Origin of the sequence: Phaeobacter sp. G2, assembly GCA_025163595.1 — a bacterium.
Taxonomy (GTDB): Bacteria; Pseudomonadota; Alphaproteobacteria; order Rhodobacterales; family Rhodobacteraceae; genus Pseudophaeobacter.
The window spans coordinates 2,466,300-2,482,102 of sequence record CP104100.1 but is presented as its reverse complement, the minus strand read 5'-3'; the positions used below and the strand labels follow the sequence as shown (position 1 = coordinate 2,482,102).

The 15,803-nt window shown below is 57.5% G+C and carries 17 protein-coding genes and 1 tRNA gene; 8 read left to right on the top strand and 10 right to left on the bottom strand.

The features are described 5' to 3' along the window. Positions 1 to 56: 56 nt before the first annotated feature. Positions 57 to 266, top strand: a complete 210-nt coding sequence (locus N1037_11820; protein UWS77977.1) for a hypothetical protein — start codon at positions 57 to 59, stop codon at positions 264 to 266. Positions 267 to 793: 527 nt separating this feature from the next. Here the strand turns inward: N1037_11820 and N1037_11815 are convergent. Next, positions 794 to 879 (bottom strand) — tRNA-Leu (locus tag N1037_11815). A 163-nt stretch (positions 880 to 1,042) separates the two neighbouring features. Here N1037_11815 and N1037_11810 point away from each other — a divergent pair. Both N1037_11810 and N1037_11805 read left to right on the top strand, forming a co-directional pair. Beyond that, the gene (locus tag N1037_11810; protein ID UWS77976.1) at positions 1,043 to 1,621 is read left to right on the top strand and encodes a DedA family protein; all 579 of its coding nucleotides are present in this window, start codon (positions 1,043 to 1,045) and stop codon (positions 1,619 to 1,621) included. A gap of 1 nt (position 1,622) precedes the next feature. Continuing rightward, positions 1,623 to 2,090, top strand: coding sequence for a disulfide bond formation protein B (locus tag N1037_11805; protein UWS77975.1), 468 nt, complete (start codon positions 1,623 to 1,625; stop codon positions 2,088 to 2,090). A gap of 35 nt (positions 2,091 to 2,125) precedes the next feature. Here N1037_11805 and N1037_11800 read toward each other — a convergent pair whose 3' ends face one another. Beyond that, the gene (locus N1037_11800; GenBank protein UWS77974.1) at positions 2,126 to 2,551 is read right to left on the bottom strand and encodes an Lrp/AsnC family transcriptional regulator; all 426 of its coding nucleotides are present in this window, start codon (positions 2,549 to 2,551) and stop codon (positions 2,126 to 2,128) included. 113 nt (positions 2,552 to 2,664) lie between these two features. Between N1037_11800 and rocF the strand changes: the two genes are divergently transcribed. The 3 genes from rocF to N1037_11785 are packed head-to-tail and all read left to right on the top strand — an operon-like array spanning position 2,665 to position 5,557. Beyond that, positions 2,665 to 3,591, top strand: a complete 927-nt coding sequence (gene rocF, locus N1037_11795; GenBank protein ID UWS77973.1) for an arginase — start codon at positions 2,665 to 2,667, stop codon at positions 3,589 to 3,591. Then, entirely contained in the window at positions 3,588 to 4,514 is a 927-nt protein-coding gene (locus N1037_11790) for an arginine deiminase-related protein (GenBank protein ID UWS77972.1), read from the top strand. Before rocF ends, N1037_11790 begins: the two co-directional genes overlap by 4 nt. Beyond that, positions 4,511 to 5,557: an ornithine cyclodeaminase gene (locus tag N1037_11785; GenBank protein UWS77971.1), complete on the top strand. Its 1,047-nt coding sequence runs from the start codon at positions 4,511 to 4,513 to the stop codon at positions 5,555 to 5,557. Before N1037_11790 ends, N1037_11785 begins: the two co-directional genes overlap by 4 nt. A 73-nt stretch (positions 5,558 to 5,630) precedes the next feature. Here the strand turns inward: N1037_11785 and N1037_11780 are convergent, their stop codons facing one another. Beyond that, positions 5,631 to 6,215, bottom strand: a complete 585-nt coding sequence (locus tag N1037_11780) for an HNH endonuclease (protein ID UWS77970.1) — start codon at positions 6,213 to 6,215, stop codon at positions 5,631 to 5,633. 226 nt (positions 6,216 to 6,441) lie between these two features. On the opposite strand from N1037_11780, the gene N1037_11775 reads away from it, so the two are divergent. Then, positions 6,442 to 7,200: a pseudouridine synthase gene (locus N1037_11775; GenBank protein ID UWS77969.1), complete on the top strand. Its 759-nt coding sequence runs from the start codon at positions 6,442 to 6,444 to the stop codon at positions 7,198 to 7,200. A 76-nt stretch (positions 7,201 to 7,276) separates the two neighbouring features. Here the strand turns inward: N1037_11775 and N1037_11770 are convergent, their stop codons facing one another. Together N1037_11770 and N1037_11765 are read right to left on the bottom strand one after the other, a co-directional pair. Further along, entirely contained in the window at positions 7,277 to 7,942 is a 666-nt protein-coding gene (locus N1037_11770; GenBank protein UWS77968.1) for an alpha/beta fold hydrolase, read from the bottom strand. After that, a complete protein-coding gene (locus N1037_11765) occupies positions 7,939 to 8,598 on the bottom strand; it encodes a DNA-3-methyladenine glycosylase 2 family protein (protein UWS77967.1) in 660 nt (219 codons plus the stop codon). Before N1037_11765 ends, N1037_11770 begins: the two co-directional genes overlap by 4 nt. 95 nt (positions 8,599 to 8,693) lie before the next feature. Between N1037_11765 and N1037_11760 the strand changes: the two genes are divergently transcribed. Next, positions 8,694 to 9,911: an MFS transporter gene (locus N1037_11760; GenBank protein ID UWS77966.1), complete on the top strand. Its 1,218-nt coding sequence runs from the start codon at positions 8,694 to 8,696 to the stop codon at positions 9,909 to 9,911. A 90-nt stretch (positions 9,912 to 10,001) separates the two neighbouring features. Here N1037_11760 and N1037_11755 read toward each other — a convergent pair whose 3' ends face one another. From N1037_11755 to N1037_11735, 5 genes are all read right to left on the bottom strand, one after another. Continuing rightward, entirely contained in the window at positions 10,002 to 10,778 is a 777-nt protein-coding gene (locus N1037_11755) for a squalene/phytoene synthase family protein (GenBank protein UWS77965.1), read from the bottom strand. Continuing rightward, complete coding sequence (locus tag N1037_11750; GenBank protein UWS77964.1) at positions 10,768 to 11,751, bottom strand: lysophospholipase; 984 nt, start codon at positions 11,749 to 11,751, stop codon at positions 10,768 to 10,770. The genes N1037_11755 and N1037_11750 overlap by 11 nt, the downstream gene beginning before the upstream one ends. Then, positions 11,748 to 13,370: a citramalate synthase gene (gene cimA, locus N1037_11745; protein UWS77963.1), complete on the bottom strand. Its 1,623-nt coding sequence runs from the start codon at positions 13,368 to 13,370 to the stop codon at positions 11,748 to 11,750. The genes N1037_11750 and cimA overlap by 4 nt, the downstream gene beginning before the upstream one ends. Beyond that, a complete protein-coding gene (cysS, locus tag N1037_11740) occupies positions 13,370 to 14,779 on the bottom strand; it encodes a cysteine--tRNA ligase (protein ID UWS77962.1) in 1,410 nt (469 codons plus the stop codon). Before cysS ends, cimA begins: the two co-directional genes overlap by 1 nt. A gap of 203 nt (positions 14,780 to 14,982) precedes the next feature. After that, positions 14,983 to 15,510, bottom strand: a complete 528-nt coding sequence (locus N1037_11735) for a hypothetical protein (protein UWS77961.1) — start codon at positions 15,508 to 15,510, stop codon at positions 14,983 to 14,985. Positions 15,511 to 15,803 lie beyond the last annotated feature (293 nt).

Genomic DNA, 15,803 nt, shown 5'->3' with positions numbered 1-15,803 from the left:
TGTGGCGCGCAGCGCCTTGAGTGAACTTCACCCAAACCCATCAGATGGAGAACCGCATGGGACAAGTTGAAAGGATTGCGGTTACGGAGAAAACAGCCGCTAAGATGATGGACATGTCCGCGACGAAGTTCCGAGAACTTGTCAATTTCGGTGCTTTCCCAAAGCCAGTTTCACTTGGTGGTGGCCTCAAGCGCTGGCGGGTGACTGACCTTAAGGCCATCATCGACGGAACCGCCGCAAAAAACATTGAGGAATTCGAGCTGTGAAACGCCCTCTGAAACCGCGTATTGAAAAGCCACGCCTCGTCTGGAAGTGGTCCGCGCGGCTGCAAGCTTGGGAGCCATATCACCGTGTGACATGGACAGAAGGCAGTAGACGCAGGCAGAAGGCCATTCTTCTCAAATGGGAGGGGGAAGCATGTGCTTGCAAAGAACCTAACAGAACCACTTGGGTACGATGCGGTAGAAAAATCTTTTCGACGCCGGCGCAATAACTTGGGGGAAACAGCTAAACCATACGTTCTGCATGGGTTGCGAAAATTGGCAATCATTCGGTTGGCCGAGGCAGGCTGTACCGATGCAGAAATCCAAGCCGTGACAAACCAAAGCCCTGAGATGGTTGCCTACTACCGAAAGAAGGCAAGTCGAAAAGCCCTATCAAAGGCGGCACAACATCGTCGCACCTAAGCGACCAAAAAGAGAACAAAAGGAGCCTGTGTGAGTCGTGTGTGTGAGTGTTCTGGAAAACAAACAAGGCCTTGCATGAAGTTACTCACGCAAGGCCTTGATTTTAATGGTACCCAAGGCCGGACTCGAACCGGCACGCTGTCACCAGCGGGGGATTTTGAATCCCCTGCGTCTACCATTCCGCCACTTGGGCAACGACCCGTTCCTACCCAAGCCAGAACCGGAGGTCCAGAGGAAAATGCCTAATAGAATGCAGAAAAATGGCAAGAATCCACCACAGGCAGCGCACTGTTATTGACCTCTTCGCGCGCCCATGCGAGGCCCCTGTTGCAGGGGCAAACGCAAAGGTATTTCAAATGCTACGCAGGCTATATGATCGAACCATGTCCCTCGCGTATCACCGCCATGCCTTGTGGTGGCTCGCTGCGGTCTCCTTTGTCGAAAGTTCGATCTTTCCCATTCCGCCGGATGTGTTGATGATTCCGATGATACTGGCGCGTCCCTCACGGGCCTGGCTGATCGCTTCAGTTGCGCTGGTCGCCTCCGTTGCAGGTGGCATGCTTGGCTATGCCATTGGTGCCTTTTTCTATGACAGCCTGGGCCAACCGATCCTCGAAGCCATGGGAAAAGGCGCTGCAATTGAAGAGTTCAACCATAAATTCAATGACTTCGGGTTTTGGGCGGTTCTGATGGCCGGGATCACGCCTTTTCCTTATAAGGTCATCACAATCATGTCGGGCTGGACCGGCATGCCGCTAATGACGTTTCTGGCAACCTCCGTTTTGGCCCGTGCGCTGCGCTTCTTTATCGTGGCCGGACTGTTGCGTGCCTTTGGCGCCCCCATTCGCGGCTTTATCGAGCAGCGTATGGGGCTTGTCTTTACCGTCTTTATCGTGCTCCTGTTTGGCGGATTTTTAGGGCTGAGGTACCTGTGATATGCGACGAATTCTGATCCTTGCCGCCACCTTGGGCTCAGCCGCAATGATGCTGGGAGCGCTGGGGTTTCAATACATTGGTGAAATGGCGCCCTGTAAGATGTGTTACTGGCAGCGCTACCCGCATGTGGCAGCGGTCGGCATCGGAATTCTGGCCCTTTTATTGCCTGGCGCAGGCCTTACGGCGCTGTTGTACCTTGGCGCCCTGGCCGCCCTGATTACTGGCGGGATTGGTGTTTACCATACCGGGGTTGAGCGCGGCTATTGGGAGGGACCGACAACCTGTACCTCAAGCCCAATTGGAGGTTTGTCCCCCGAACAGTTGATGGAACAGATCATGGGGGCGCCGCTGGTGCGCTGCGATGAGGTGCCATGGGAGCTGTTCAGCCTGTCAATGGCCAGTTGGAACGCCATTATTTCCTTCGCCCTGGCCGGCCTGTGGATCGCGGCGGCGCGCAGCAAGCCCTGAACCACTTCGCGGCACGCGGTTCGCTAGGTCTGGTTTCAGGAGTCTTTTTTGGTTGCCAAAAGCAGATTTGTTTCACTGCTGACCACCCCGTCAAAGGTGCGTATCTTTGCGAGTGCGGCATCCAGTGTTTCCAGTGTTTCCGTGCCCAGTTCGACAATCAGATCCCAGCGTCCATTGGTGGTATGGATGGCACGCACCTCTGGCAGGCCTTGAAGCTGGCGAATGATGCGACTGGCGCCGCGGCCTTCGATGCCGATCATCATCAATCCCCGCACCGGATCGCGCAGCACGTCCTCTTTCAGAACAACCGTAAAGCCAAGTACATCTCCACGCAGTTGCAGCCGCTCGATGCGAGCGCGCACGGTGGTTCGGGACAAATCCAGCTGCAAAGCAAGATCTGACAGGCTGGCGCGGGCGTTGTGCCGCAAGGCTGCAATCAGTCTTTCGTCCGTTTTATCCACTTTAATGCTCCGTTTTGTTGGTCAGTGAAACATATCGGTCAATTTGATCGGTTTCAATCACCTCATTTCGGAGGTTTTTAGATCTCACTGATTTCGACGTGGAGAATTCTACCGTGACGCAAAAGACTTGTTTCCTTGTTGGTGCCCCCGTAGATAGCGGCAAACGGCGACCTGGTTGCCTTATGGGGCCGGATGCCTACCGAACTGCGGGCCTGGCTGCAGCTCTGTCCGGGCTTGGCCATCAAGTGACAGACCTGGGCAATATCGCCCCTGCTCCACATGCCCCCGATGCCGAACCTGGCGCAGTTTTTGCCCCCAATCAGACAATTGGCTGGACCTCAGCACTGGCCGAGATCGCCGAACAGACTATGGCCGACGGTTTGCCGATCTTCCTTGGAGGCGATCATTCATTGTCGCTGGGATCGGTGTCTGGTGTGGCAGCCTATGCCGCTTCGGTTGGACGCCCGCTTTTTGTTTTGTGGCTGGATGCCCATACGGATTTTCACACGCCGCAGAGCTCTGACAGCGGCAACCTGCATGGCACGCCGGTCGGCTATTTCACCGGGCGCAGTGGGTTTGACGGCTTTCCCGAGGTGGCCCACCCGGTGCCACAGGACAACATCTGTATGATTGGGCTGCGCTCTGTCGACAGTGCTGAGCGTCAGGCGCTGGAAGCCAGCGCTATCCACCGCCATGATATGCGCGACATAGATGAAAATGGTATCGCCGGGCCGCTGGCGCAGTTCCTCAAGCGGGTCGCGGCGGCCAATGGGTTGCTGCATGTCTCGCTGGATGTTGATTTCCTGGACCCCTCGGTGGCGCCAGCTGTTGGCACCACGGTTCCGGGTGGTGCAACGGTGCGCGAAGCCCATCTGGTTTGCGAGATGTTGCATGATTCCGGGCTGATGACCTCTTTGGATCTGGTAGAGCTGAACCCGTTTCTGGATGAACGCGGTCGCACCGCCCATCTGATGGTTGACCTTTGCGCCTCTGCGCTCGGGCGCCGTGTCTTTGATCGGCCAACCAGGAGCTTCACTTGAACAGTCTGCAAGCCCCCGCCGCCGTGGTGATGATCCGGCCACATAATTTTTGTTCCAACCCGGACACCCAGGTGGACAATGCCTTTCAGATCACTGCCGGAGACCCAGAATCCACCCGTAAGAAGGCGCTGCGAGAGTTTGATACCGCAGCGGAAACCCTGCGAAACGCAGGCGTACGTGTGCATGTCTTTGACGACACCGGCACCACGACACCTGACAGCGTATTTCCAAACAACTGGTTCTCAACCCATTCCGGTGGTCATATTGCCATCTACCCGATGCATGCCCCAAATCGCCGTCTGGAACGGCGTTGGGATGTCATAGAGGCGCTAAAGCGCAGCTACCGGGTGCAGGATGTCATTGATTTCTCTGGACTGGAAGAAGACGGGCTGGCGCTGGAGGGCACCGGCGCCATGGTGCTCGATCATGTTGGCCGGGTTGCCTATACAGTGAAATCAAACCGGGCCGATCCAGTGCTGCTGGAACGGTTTTGCACCCATTTCAACTATGAACCCATGGCCTTTGAGGCCCGCGATGCAGCAGGTCGTGAAGTTTATCACAGCAATGTTTTGATGGGCATTGGCAGTGATTTTGCCATGATCTGCCTGTCGATGATCAGCGATCCAACCCGGCGCATGGAAATTGCCACGCGTCTGGCAGAAACCGGCCATGAGGTCATCGACCTGACGGAAGATCAGATCCGGAACTTTGCCGGTAATGTCTTTGCGCTAACGGGATCGAAGCCCCTGCTGGCCCTGTCCTCCCGTGCGCTGGAGGCCCTGCGCCCCGATCAAATCCGCATCATCGAGCGCAGCACTAGCCTGTTGCCCCTCTCCATTCCAACCATCGAAACAGCCGGAGGCTCGGTGCGCTGCATGTTGGCAGGTATCCACCTTAGCCCCCGCGAAAGGACCACCCCATGACCACGCCCTCACATAAAGCTCTCGTTCCCTTTGTCAGCGTCGACAATATGATGCGCCTGGTCCATAGTATTGGCATTGAAACCATGCTGCGCGATCTGGCCGAATACGTCGAAGCGGACTTTAAGCGTTGGGAATTGTTCGACAAAACCCCACGTGTTGCCAGCCACTCAGATGTCGGCGTGATCGAACTGATGCCCACCTCTGATGGGGAGGCCTATGGGTTCAAATACGTCAATGGCCATCCCAAAAACACCAGCGAAGGCCTGCAAACCGTAACTGCCTTTGGGTTGTTGGCGGATGTCTACACTGGCTACCCGGTGCTTTTCACCGAGATGACAATGCTCACTGCGCTGCGTACCGCCGCGACATCAGTTATGGCGGCTAAGTATCTGGCTCCAAAAGGCGCGGACACCATGGCGATGATCGGAAATGGAGCGCAGTCTGAATTCCAAACCCTGGCGATGAAGGCGATCTGCGGGCTGAAAACCGTGCGCTTGTTTGACAAGGACCCGGCGGCAACAGAAAAATGCGCCCGCAACCTGGGGGCTTTTGGTCTCAATGTTGTGCGCTGCAGCTCCCCCGAGGAAGCCATTGAAGGCGCACAGATCCTGACCACCTGCACCGCCGACAAGCAAAACGCCACCATCCTGACCGACAACATGATCGGCGCCGGGGTGCATATCAATGCCATCGGCGGCGACTGCCCCGGCAAGACCGAATTGGCCGCCGGCATCTTGAACCGGTCTGATGTCTTTGTGGAATTCCCACCGCAAACCCGGATCGAGGGCGAAATCCAGCAGATGCCAGAGGATTTTGCCGTCACCGAGCTTTGGGAGGTGATCAGCGGTCAGAAACAAGGACGCCGCGACGACAAGCAGATCACTCTGTTCGACAGCGTCGGTTTTGCAATCGAGGATTTCAGTGCCCTGCGTTACATCCGCGACCACATCAAAGGCACCGAATTCTTTATTGATCTTGATATGTTAGCGGACCCGGATGATCCACGGGATCTGTTTGGCATGCTGCAACGCTCAGACGCGTAAACTGCATCCAGTTTACGACATTGGGGCCAGCCGGACTGATGACCTGCAACGTGGCCATTTTGAACCGGCGACCTCAGGCGTCGAGCTCGGTGTCCCAATAGAGAAAATCCATCCAACTGTCGTGCAGATGGTTGGGTGGGAACTTTCGCCCAGTATTGCGCAAATCCTCGGCACCTGGGCGCCTGGGGGCTTTGCACAGTGACATCCCAAGCATATGCAAGGGCTTGGAGCCTTTCTTTAAGTTACACGGCGAACAGGCTGCCACGACATTTTCCCAGCTTGTTATCCCACCAGCTGCCCGCGGAACCACATGGTCAAAGGTCAGATCACCACGGGCACCACAGTATTGGCAGCAAAATTCGTCGCGCAAAAATAAATTAAAGCGCGTGAAGGCCACGCGCTTTTGAGGTTTCACATAGTCTTTCAGCACCACAACCGAAGGTATTCGGATCTGCGTGCTGGGGCTATGCACCACCTCGTCATATTCCGCCAGAATATCCACCCGATCCAGCCAGGCCGCCTTGACCGCGTCTTGCCAGCTCCACAGCGACAGTGGGTAATAGGACAGCGGCCGATAATCCGCGTTCAGCACCAGTGCAGGATGCTGCCGCAACGCGCTGGGGTCCCTCACAAAATCAGTTCTGAAATCGCCATCCATGATGCTACGTCTTCCTCGCCCTGTCTGCCGGTTGCCGGCACCAGAGCGGGGAACCCGCCCCAGCATATGTTCAACTATATATCGTGGTTTTTGTCTGACAAGCCCTTGCCAGCTACAAGATTTCGCTTCTTCGCTAGCATTCCTCTGTGACAGGCTCGTGACGGGGAATTGCCGTAGCCGCCAAAGCCCACTTGCAAGCCAAGGGACCACTGCCTATGCACGTCCCATGACCCGCCTTATTCGCTTTAACAAACCCTATGACGTGCTGCCGCAGTTCACCGATACCGGCAGCCAGGGCAGCACGCGCCAAACCCTCAGCGCCTTTATTGACTGCCCCGGCGTCTATGCCGCAGGGCGGTTGGACCGGGACAGCGAAGGCTTGATGCTGCTGACAGATACCGGCCGTTTGCAGGCCTGGATCAGCGACCCACAGCACAAGATGGCCAAAACCTATTGGGTACAGGTCGAGGGCGAAATGGATTCTGCGGCAGTGTCGGCGCTGGAAAAAGGCGTGGAGCTGAAGGACGGATTAACCCGGCCCGCCAAGGCGCATCTGATGGCGGAGCCTGCGCAGCTCTGGGCGCGGACGCCCCCCATTCGCACACGCAAATCCATTCCGACCAGCTGGGTTTCCCTTACCCTTCGGGAAGGCAAGAACCGCCAGGTCCGCCGCATGACAGCTGCGGTTGGCTTTCCCACCCTGCGGCTTATTCGCTATAACATCGGAGCCTGGACGCTGGATGGGCTGTCCCAGGGCGCTTGGGAAGATCTTGAAGTGCCAAACATTCCAGGGCCTGCAAAACCATCGCAGCTGCCCAATCGCAGAGCGCAAAAGACTAGGGCCAAAAATACCAAGGCCCAAAAGACTGACGCACAGTCTAGGATACAGGCTAAGATACCGGGCAAGGCTGAAGCCAAACACAAGCAAGACCGCAAGGATCCTACGCCCCGCTCAAGCCGGGGAAACCGCCCCCGGAAACCTTGATTTCAGCGCTCGTTTGGGCGAATTGAACTATATAAAGGTACAGGCCTATCGCCTGTACCTTAATTATATCAGTGACTTACAGGCCCAGCTTGTCCCGCATAAAGGCCAGGGAAACACTCAGCCCATCCGGGGCGATCCCGTGCCCGGTGCCTTTCATGATATGGGCAAAGACATCCTTGAACCCGGCCTGATCCAGCGCTTCTGCGGCTTCTGGTAGGGATTGTGGCGGCACCACATCATCGGCATCGCCATGCACCAACATGACCGGCATCCGGCTCACCACCTCGTCTTTCAGCGTGTCAGGCGACAGCAGGCGCCCCGAGAAGGCAACGATCCCTGCAATAGCATCCTCGCGACGCGGCCCCACGTGCAGGCTCATCATGGTGCCCTGCGAAAAGCCAAAGAGCACCACCTGTTCGGGCAGGACATCTTCGTCGACCATCAGCGCATCCAGAAAGGCGTTCAGATCCTCGATCGAGGCATTCATGCCCCGCATGCTTTCCTCTTCCGAGGAGCCATCGATCCAGGGGATCGGGAACCACTGGTATCCCATTGGCGCACCGGGACAATTTTCTGGCGCGTCAGGAGCCACAAACAGGGTATCTGGCAGGTGCTCGGCCAGCGGATCAGCCAGCCCCAAAAGATCCGCCCCATTGGCGCCGTAGCCATGCAGAAACACCACAATAGACCGGGTCACCCCGGAGAGCGGCTCTCTGCGCTCAGCTTTTAGTACACGAGTCATCGGATCCCTTCCCTGTCCTTTGCAATATGGTAATAGGCCCAGAGGATGCGGGCCGCAACCGACCGCCACGGGGACCAGGCCTCGGCCAGCTGCCTGAGTTCACGTTCCTTTGGCCGGTCTGGCAGGTCAAACAGCGCTTTGGCCGCCTCCTGCAAAGCCAGATCGCCGGGAGCAAAGACATCGGCCCTCCCCAACGAAAACATGGCATAAATTTCAGCGGTCCAGACCCCAACGCCGGTCACCTGTGTCAGGGCCTTGATAACCCTGTCTGTGGGCATGTCACGAAGTGCATCAAAATCAATATCTTCCTGAGCCAAGGCACAGGCGTACCTGACTTTTTGCCGGCTTAACCCGGCGGCACGCAGATCATCCTCTGTGGCCGCCAGGATCTCTGCCTGGGTGGTCAGGCGCGCCGCGATAAGACGCTGCCAGATCGCATTGGCAGAGGCCACACTCACCTGCTGGCTGACGATGGCGCTAAGCAATTGCCCAAAGCCATCCGGTTTGCGCCGCAGCGGCAGCGGGCCACATTGGGCCAAAGCCATGGCAAACCGTGGATCCTGTTTGGCAAGCCAGGCAGCGCCTTCGTCCACACAGGCATCTGTGATGATTATACGGCCCGCCGCTGGCGCACAGCTGGTCACAAATGGGGTCACCGCAAACTCCTCAAAGCGTTCTCTTTTCCTGCGACATTGTACCAAAGAGGATCTTGCCGCTTGTTCCTTTGAATATTGATCGCTACGCATCCCATATGACAGATCACATGACCACCCCGAGCGACAGCGTCGCCAAGAAAAACGTCGCCATCCTGGTATTGGCCCAGGCGATTCTCGGCTCACAAATGCCGATGATTTTTATCATTGGCGGACTTGCTGGCCAGTCCCTGGCCTCCAATCCCTGTTTTGCCACCCTGCCGATCTCTTTGATTGTTGCGGGATCTATGATTGCGGCGACCCCCATTTCGTCGATCATGCAAAAATGGGGACGGCGCGCCGGCTTTTTTACTGGTGCGATGTTTGGCGCTCTGGGCGGGGTGGTTGGTGCCTATGGGCTCTACCTCGGGTCCTTTCCGGTCTTCCTGCTGGGCAGTCTTTTGACCGGCGTCTACATGAGCGCCCATGGGTTTTATCGCTTTGCTGCGGCAGATACCGCCTCTGAGAGTTTTCGGCCCAAGGCGATTTCTTATGTCATGGCGGGCGGATTGCTTTCGGCTTTGCTGGGGCCACAATTGGTCAAGGCGACAAGCCAGGTCTTTGTTATTCCCTTTTTCGGCACATATTTGACAGTGATTGCCATCAACCTGTTGGGATCTGGGCTGTTTTTGTTTCTGAATATCCCCAAACCACAAGCCCCCCACGAAGATCTGCCCGTCGGGCGCAGCCGCATGGAGTTGCTGAAAACCCCGGTAATTGCTGTGGCGGTGATATGTTCCATGGTCTCTTACGCGCTGATGAACCTGGTGATGACCTCAACCCCCTTGGCGGTTGTGGGATGTGGCTTCACCGAAGGAAACGCTGCGGATGTTGTGTCCCTGCATGTTCTGGCGATGTATGTGCCCTCCTTCTTTACCGGCCACCTGATTGCGCGCTTTGGCGTCCATAAGATTGTCGCTGCGGGTTTGGTGATCCTGGCAGGTGCTGGCGCAGTGGCGCTGCAGGGGGTCGAACTGGAAAACTTCTTTATCGCCCTGATCCTGCTGGGCGTGGGGTGGAACTTTGGCTTTATTGGCGCCACCACCATGCTGACCGCCTCGCATACGCCAGAAGAGCGCGGACGGATGCAGGGGCTCAATGACCTGCTTGTCTTTGGTGGTGTGACCATGGCCTCTCTGGCCTCTGGTGGCCTGATGAACTGCTCTGGTGGTAATCCGGTTGAAGGCTGGAATGCCGTCAATATGGCGATGGCGCCCTTCCTGGTTCTGGCAGGCGGCGCCCTGGTGTGGCTGGCCATGCGCCCCAAAGAGGCCTGATCTCCAAGGCCTGTTTCAAACAGCAAAAAGGCGCCCGATTGTGGCGCCTTTTTTTTCCGTTTAGTTAGATAGATACAGCCGAAATCTAAGCTACCACCGACCACGTCCAGCCCGCCACATCAGCCCCGCACGGCGGCGAAATTCGCTTTGCCCCAGGCTGCCCTCGGCAATACGGTCTGGCTGGGAGAGCGCCTGTTTTAAGATTGCTTTGGCCTGCCAGCCCGACAACAGCGCCCAGCCGGCGTCTTTTGAAATAAGAGCGCGGTGTTTTTCCGCCTGCTGGATATGCTCCAGGCCTTTGCGGGCCAATTGGCGCAGCCCCTCTGGGGTGCCATCCAGCAGCGGGATACGGCTGTGGCTCACCAGCTCGGGAATGGCCCTGAACCAGTTGGCGATCCCTACCCCATAGGCATATTTGCGCACCACGGCTTCGTCCGCCGGACCAAGGGAAGCCGCAGCCATCCACATCAGCCCACCAGACGTGGCGTCAATATAGTGGTCAAACCCCGCCTCATCTTCAAAGGGATCTTTATAGATATCCCACCGGCGGGCCTCGGCCATGGGCTCAATATGTGTGGCCAGACCCGCGCGCAGCAACCGCCCCAGAGGGGTGGCAACATGGTGGCGTCGGACCGCACCGCCCTGGGCGATCTCAGCGCCAATATCACGCCACCATTGCACCCGCATCTCGGCGATCATGCTTTCCTGACTGGCCCAGGGGGCCCGCGCCAGTTCAAGATTAAACGCGTAAAGCGCAAACAGCAGCGGCCGCGCCGCAACCGGGGCTGCCATGGTTGCCAGAAACCGGTCTGGGTCGCCCTGCTGGACCAACTCTGCACAGCTGGAGAGGTCTTCGTCAAAATGCATCCAAATACCCCCGAATTGCCGCCAAAGCTTGTGGCTCATCAACCAGATCTAGATGACCTGTATCTTCCAGGATCTGATAGGCTCCCTTGTCTGTTTCCGCCTCCATCAATGGGCGGTAAGCCTCAGCGATAAAGGCTTCATCCTGCGCGCCAGCGAGCAGAAGAAACTCCGGTAGCGACCTGATATCACTCAGATAGTCAGATCTGGGCGCGTAGGATTGATTAAGCCGGTAACTGTAGCTGGTTGTTGCCAGATGCCCCAGTGGCCCCTGCAGAACCTCCGCTGGCATATTGAACTGAATGACCGGTAGGCGGTTCCAGGCCTTGATGCCAACCGCATTGAGCATCGACAGGCCGATGATGCGGCGCAACAAGGGCTGCGCCCAGCCGCCGGAATTGGCACGCATGGTGGGGGCGCTATGATGCAGAAAGGGCGCCAATAACACCGCGCCATCCAACAGATCCCCCTGTGCACCGCCAGCAAAGCGCACCACCAGACCACCACCTGAGGAATGGCCGACCAGGACGACCTTTTGATCCAGTCCAACCCTAGCCGTAATCAGATCCGCCAGATCATCCTCCAACTGGCCGATATAGTCGACATCTCCCCGCCTGCCGGGCTGCGCTCCATGACCTCGAAGATCCGGCACCAGGACGGTTCCTGCGAGCTGCGGTGCCAGATGTGAAAACTGCAACCCATTCCAGCCAGAGCCGTGCACCAGGACAACCAGTGGCCCATCCCCATTGGAATAGGACCTTACCTGAAGCCCGTAACCATCTCTCATATATATGGTTTCTGGATCGGTAGAGGGAGCCTCCTCAGCCTGAGGTTTGTCCTGCAGCAGGCTTGTGAAATCCAGGGTCGGCGCTGCAGGCTCAATGGGTGTAACAGGCTGTGACAGGATCAGGCCAAGCGGGATAAGCGCGGTGATACCCGCAGACATCGCGATAAACTTTAGCGCCTGGGAGATCACTTGAGCGCTCCGCTGTCCCGCATCAGTTTCCACCGCATGGCATCCAGCAAAGCCTCAAAAGAGGCGTCTATTATATTGGCGCTGACGCCAACAGTGGACCAACGCCGCCCCTGCCCATCTTCGCTGTCGATGATAACACGGGTCACAGCCTCGGTACCGCCCTGGGTGATCCGCACTTTGAAATCCACCAGATGCATATCGTTGATAATCGCCGAATACCGCCCCAGATCCTTGGCCAGCGCCTTTGCCAGTGCATTCACCGGCCCCCGGTCACTGCCGGTTTCATCCATCGACTCGCTGACAGAGAGACGCTTTTCACCATCAACCTTGACCACCACAACAGCCTCCGAGAGGCTAATCATGCGATTATATTTGTTCTTGCGACGCTCCACGGTGACTTTGTAGCGCTTGACCTCAAAGAAATCGGTGCTCTGCCCCAGTTCTTCCCGGGCCAGCAGCTCAAACGACGCCTGCGCCGTATCATAGGAATAACCCTCGGCCTCACGCTCTTTGATGCGATCAAGAATACGCGCCAGGGCCGGGTCGCCCTTGGCAACCTCCAGCCCGGCATCCATCAGGCGTTTGCGCAGGTTTGACTGGCCGGCCTGGTTTGACATCGGTATGATCCGCGCATTGCCGACCAACTCAGGGGCGATATGCTCATAGGTGGTTGGGTCTTTGAGGATCGCGCTGGCGTGCAACCCAGCCTTATGAGCAAAGGCCGAGGCGCCGACATAGGGCGCCTGTTTCGTTGGCACCCGGTTCAGGATGTCGTCTAACATCCGGCTGAGCTTGGTCAATCCGGTAAGCGCCTGCCGACTGACGCCAATGTCGAACTGATCGGCATAGGGTTGTTTCAGCAGCAAGGTCGGGATCAAGGTGGTCAGATTGGCATTGCCACAGCGTTCCCCCAACCCGTTCAGGGTGCCCTGTACCTGGCGTGCCCCGGCCTCAATCGCGGCCAGAGAACAGGCCACGGCATTTTCGGTATCATTATGGGTGTGAATGCCAAGACTTGCGCCGGGAATGCCTGCCGCTATGACCTCGGCCACGATACGGCGCACTTCACTGGGCATGGCGCCGCCATTGGTGTCACATAAGACCACCCAACGCGCCCCTGCATCCAGCGCCGCGCGGCACGCCGCCAGCGCGTATTCAGGATTGGCCTTGTAGCCATCAAAGAAATGCTCAGCATCATAAAGCGCCTCGCGCCTCTGGCTCACCAAATGCGCCACAGAGGCCCGGATATTTTCCAGGTTTTCCTCCAGGCTAATGCCTAATGCTGCCGTCACATGGTAATCATGCGACTTACCAACCAGGCAAACCGCCGAGGTGCCGGCATTCATCACCGCTGCCAGCACATCGTCATTCTCTGCTGAGCGCCCTGCCCGTTTGGTCATGCCAAAGGCGGTCATGGTGGCGCGGGTCTTGGGCGCTTCGTCAAAAAACGCACTGTCGGTGGGGTTGGCACCGGGCCAGCCGCCCTCGATGTAATCAATCCCCAGATCATCCAGCGCCTGCGTGATCTGCTTCTTTTCGGCAGTGGAGAATTGCACCCCCTGGGTCTGCTGGCCATCGCGCAGGGTGGTGTCGTAAAGATAGAGCCGTTCGCGCTGCATCACAGCCCCTCCAGTTTGGCCGCGTCAAATCCCGGCCCGGGCACCAGTTCAACACCGGCCTTGCTCATCCGCACTTCCAACCCTGCCGTAACAAATGCAGCCTTCAACCGGTCGACCTGCGAGAAGTCCTTGCTCTGCATGGCGGCTTCCCGTGCCTCCAGAAGCTGCGCCGCATAGGCCGACAGGTCGAAATCGGGCGTCTCTGCCCATTCCCCGAGCGCGTCACTCAAAAGTCCCATCAACTGGGCCGATGCCAACAATCCAGGCCCATCGCCTGCGGCGGCCAGTTTGTGCATCTCGGCAATAGCCCCGGCGGTGTTGAGATCATCAGCCAGTGCGTCCAGGACTGCGGCAGCAGCGTTGGCGGCGGGCTCGATGCCCGCTGTCAGCGCACGCCACTTGCGCAGCGTTGCCTCGGCCTCTTTTGCCTTTTTCTCAGTCCAGTCCATTGGTTTCCGGTAATGGGTCTGCAAAAACACAAACCGTATCACCTCGCCGGGAATGCCCTGGACCAGCAAGTCATGCACAGTAAAGAAGTTGCCCAGGGATTTGGACATCTTCTTGCCCTCGACCTGCAGCATCTCATTGTGCAGCCAGTAGCGGGCAAAACTGTCATCGCCATTGGCGCAGCAGCTTTGGGCGATTTCGTTCTCGTGGTGGGGAAACATCAGATCATTGCCGCCGCCGTGAATATCAAACGTCGCCCCCAGCAGTTCCTGGGCCATGGCGGAGCACTCAATATGCCAGCCTGGACGGCCACGCCCCCAGGGGCTGTCCCACCCCGGCAGCTCATCCGTGGAGGGCTTCCACAGGACAAAATCCATCGGGTTCTTCTTATAGGGTGCCACTTCGACGCGGGCGCCGGCAATCATATCATCGACTGACCGCCCGGACAGGGCGCCATAGTGTTGCTTCCAGCTGTCTACGGCAAAAAGCACATGGCCCTCGGCCGCGTAGGCATGGCCCTTGGCGATCAGATCCTCGATCATTGCAACCATCTGGCCAATATACTGCGTCGCCCGCGGCATGTGGTCCGGTTCCAGGGCGCCCAGCTTGCCCATGTCGTTCAGATACCAGCCGATGGTCTCTTCGGTGCGCTCTGCAACCAGCTGTTCCAGGGTTCCGGGGGCGCCTGCCTCTTTGCGCGCCAGAGCTGTGGCGTTGATCTTGTCATCGACATCAGTGAAGTTGCGCACGTAAGTGACATTCGCAGCGCCATAAACCTGCCGCAGCACCCGATAGAGCACATCAAACACCACCACAGGCCGTGCATTGCCCAGATGCGCCCGGTCATAGACCGTGGGCCCGCAGAGATACATCCGCACATTGTTCGCATCAATCGGGGTAAACTCCGACTTTGTACGGGTTTTGGTATTGTGCAGTTTAATCACGGTGTTCGAGGTCATCATGACAGCTCCTTGGACGGACACGGATGGGCTGAGCGCGCAGCGCGGGCATAGCAACTTGTCAAGGTGAAGAAAACGACAGAAACCAGCCCGCTGAGGAAATCAGCAGGAAATGCAGCAAATAATCAGGGTGCAGGTTTTGGTCATGCCAAATCTCCTAGCATGTCTTATTTGCTCCGCCAAGGGGGAAGTCTAGGGGCGTGGCCCTAGAAACGAAACGCCGCTCCGATAGAAATCCGGCTGGGGGATTGGCCTTGATGTGCTGCCGAACCTAACGGCGCGTGATGCAGGTATTCACCGGTCAACTGCAGCGCACGGTTCAGGGAGACCCGAACGCCAATGCCCAAAGTGTTGGTCTCTTCCTGGCCGCTAACTGCCTGCTCCCGCTGGTGCCCCAAAGAAATATAGCCAAGGCTGTGGCCAAAATCATATCCAGCCCGCAGGCTCACCTGCTCCGTCCTGGCTGTGGCTCCAAATCCAGACAGCAAAGAGCCGTTGCCGCGACTGTAGGTTCCACCCAGCACAAGTTGCCCATAGTCCCTGTCAGCGGAAAACTCCAAGCTGTCATCAGGCTGGTTAAAGCTTTCGTCTGTTGCGCCTATTTGTTCGTGTTGAGGTGAGAAAAAGTTGGGAGAGTTCCAGTCCCCGGACATCGCCGGAACGGCCACAGCCGAAAACGTGCCCACAGCGAGCAGTAGTCCGATTTTTGTCCAATTTATCTGCGCAGCGGGCATGATTTCTTGCCTGTTCTAGCGCCGTTCACAGCGCGGTATGTCCTGAGCCTCCATTTTCGGAGAAATACCTTAACGAGCTGTTCCATTTTTTCAGGGAAAGGGCTCGAAACGGAAAGAAAATCTGCGCCCTCAGCCAGAGGCGGCTGAGGGAAAAGTACATTGTTGAAAAACCGCTGAAATGGCCCTGGAGCCATAGCCTCATCGCAACGGTCGCGCGTGAAAAAGAAGTCGCATTTTTCACACAAGTCGCAAACAGGTTAGAATCGGTCCTAAAAACCGCCAAGGCTGTACGG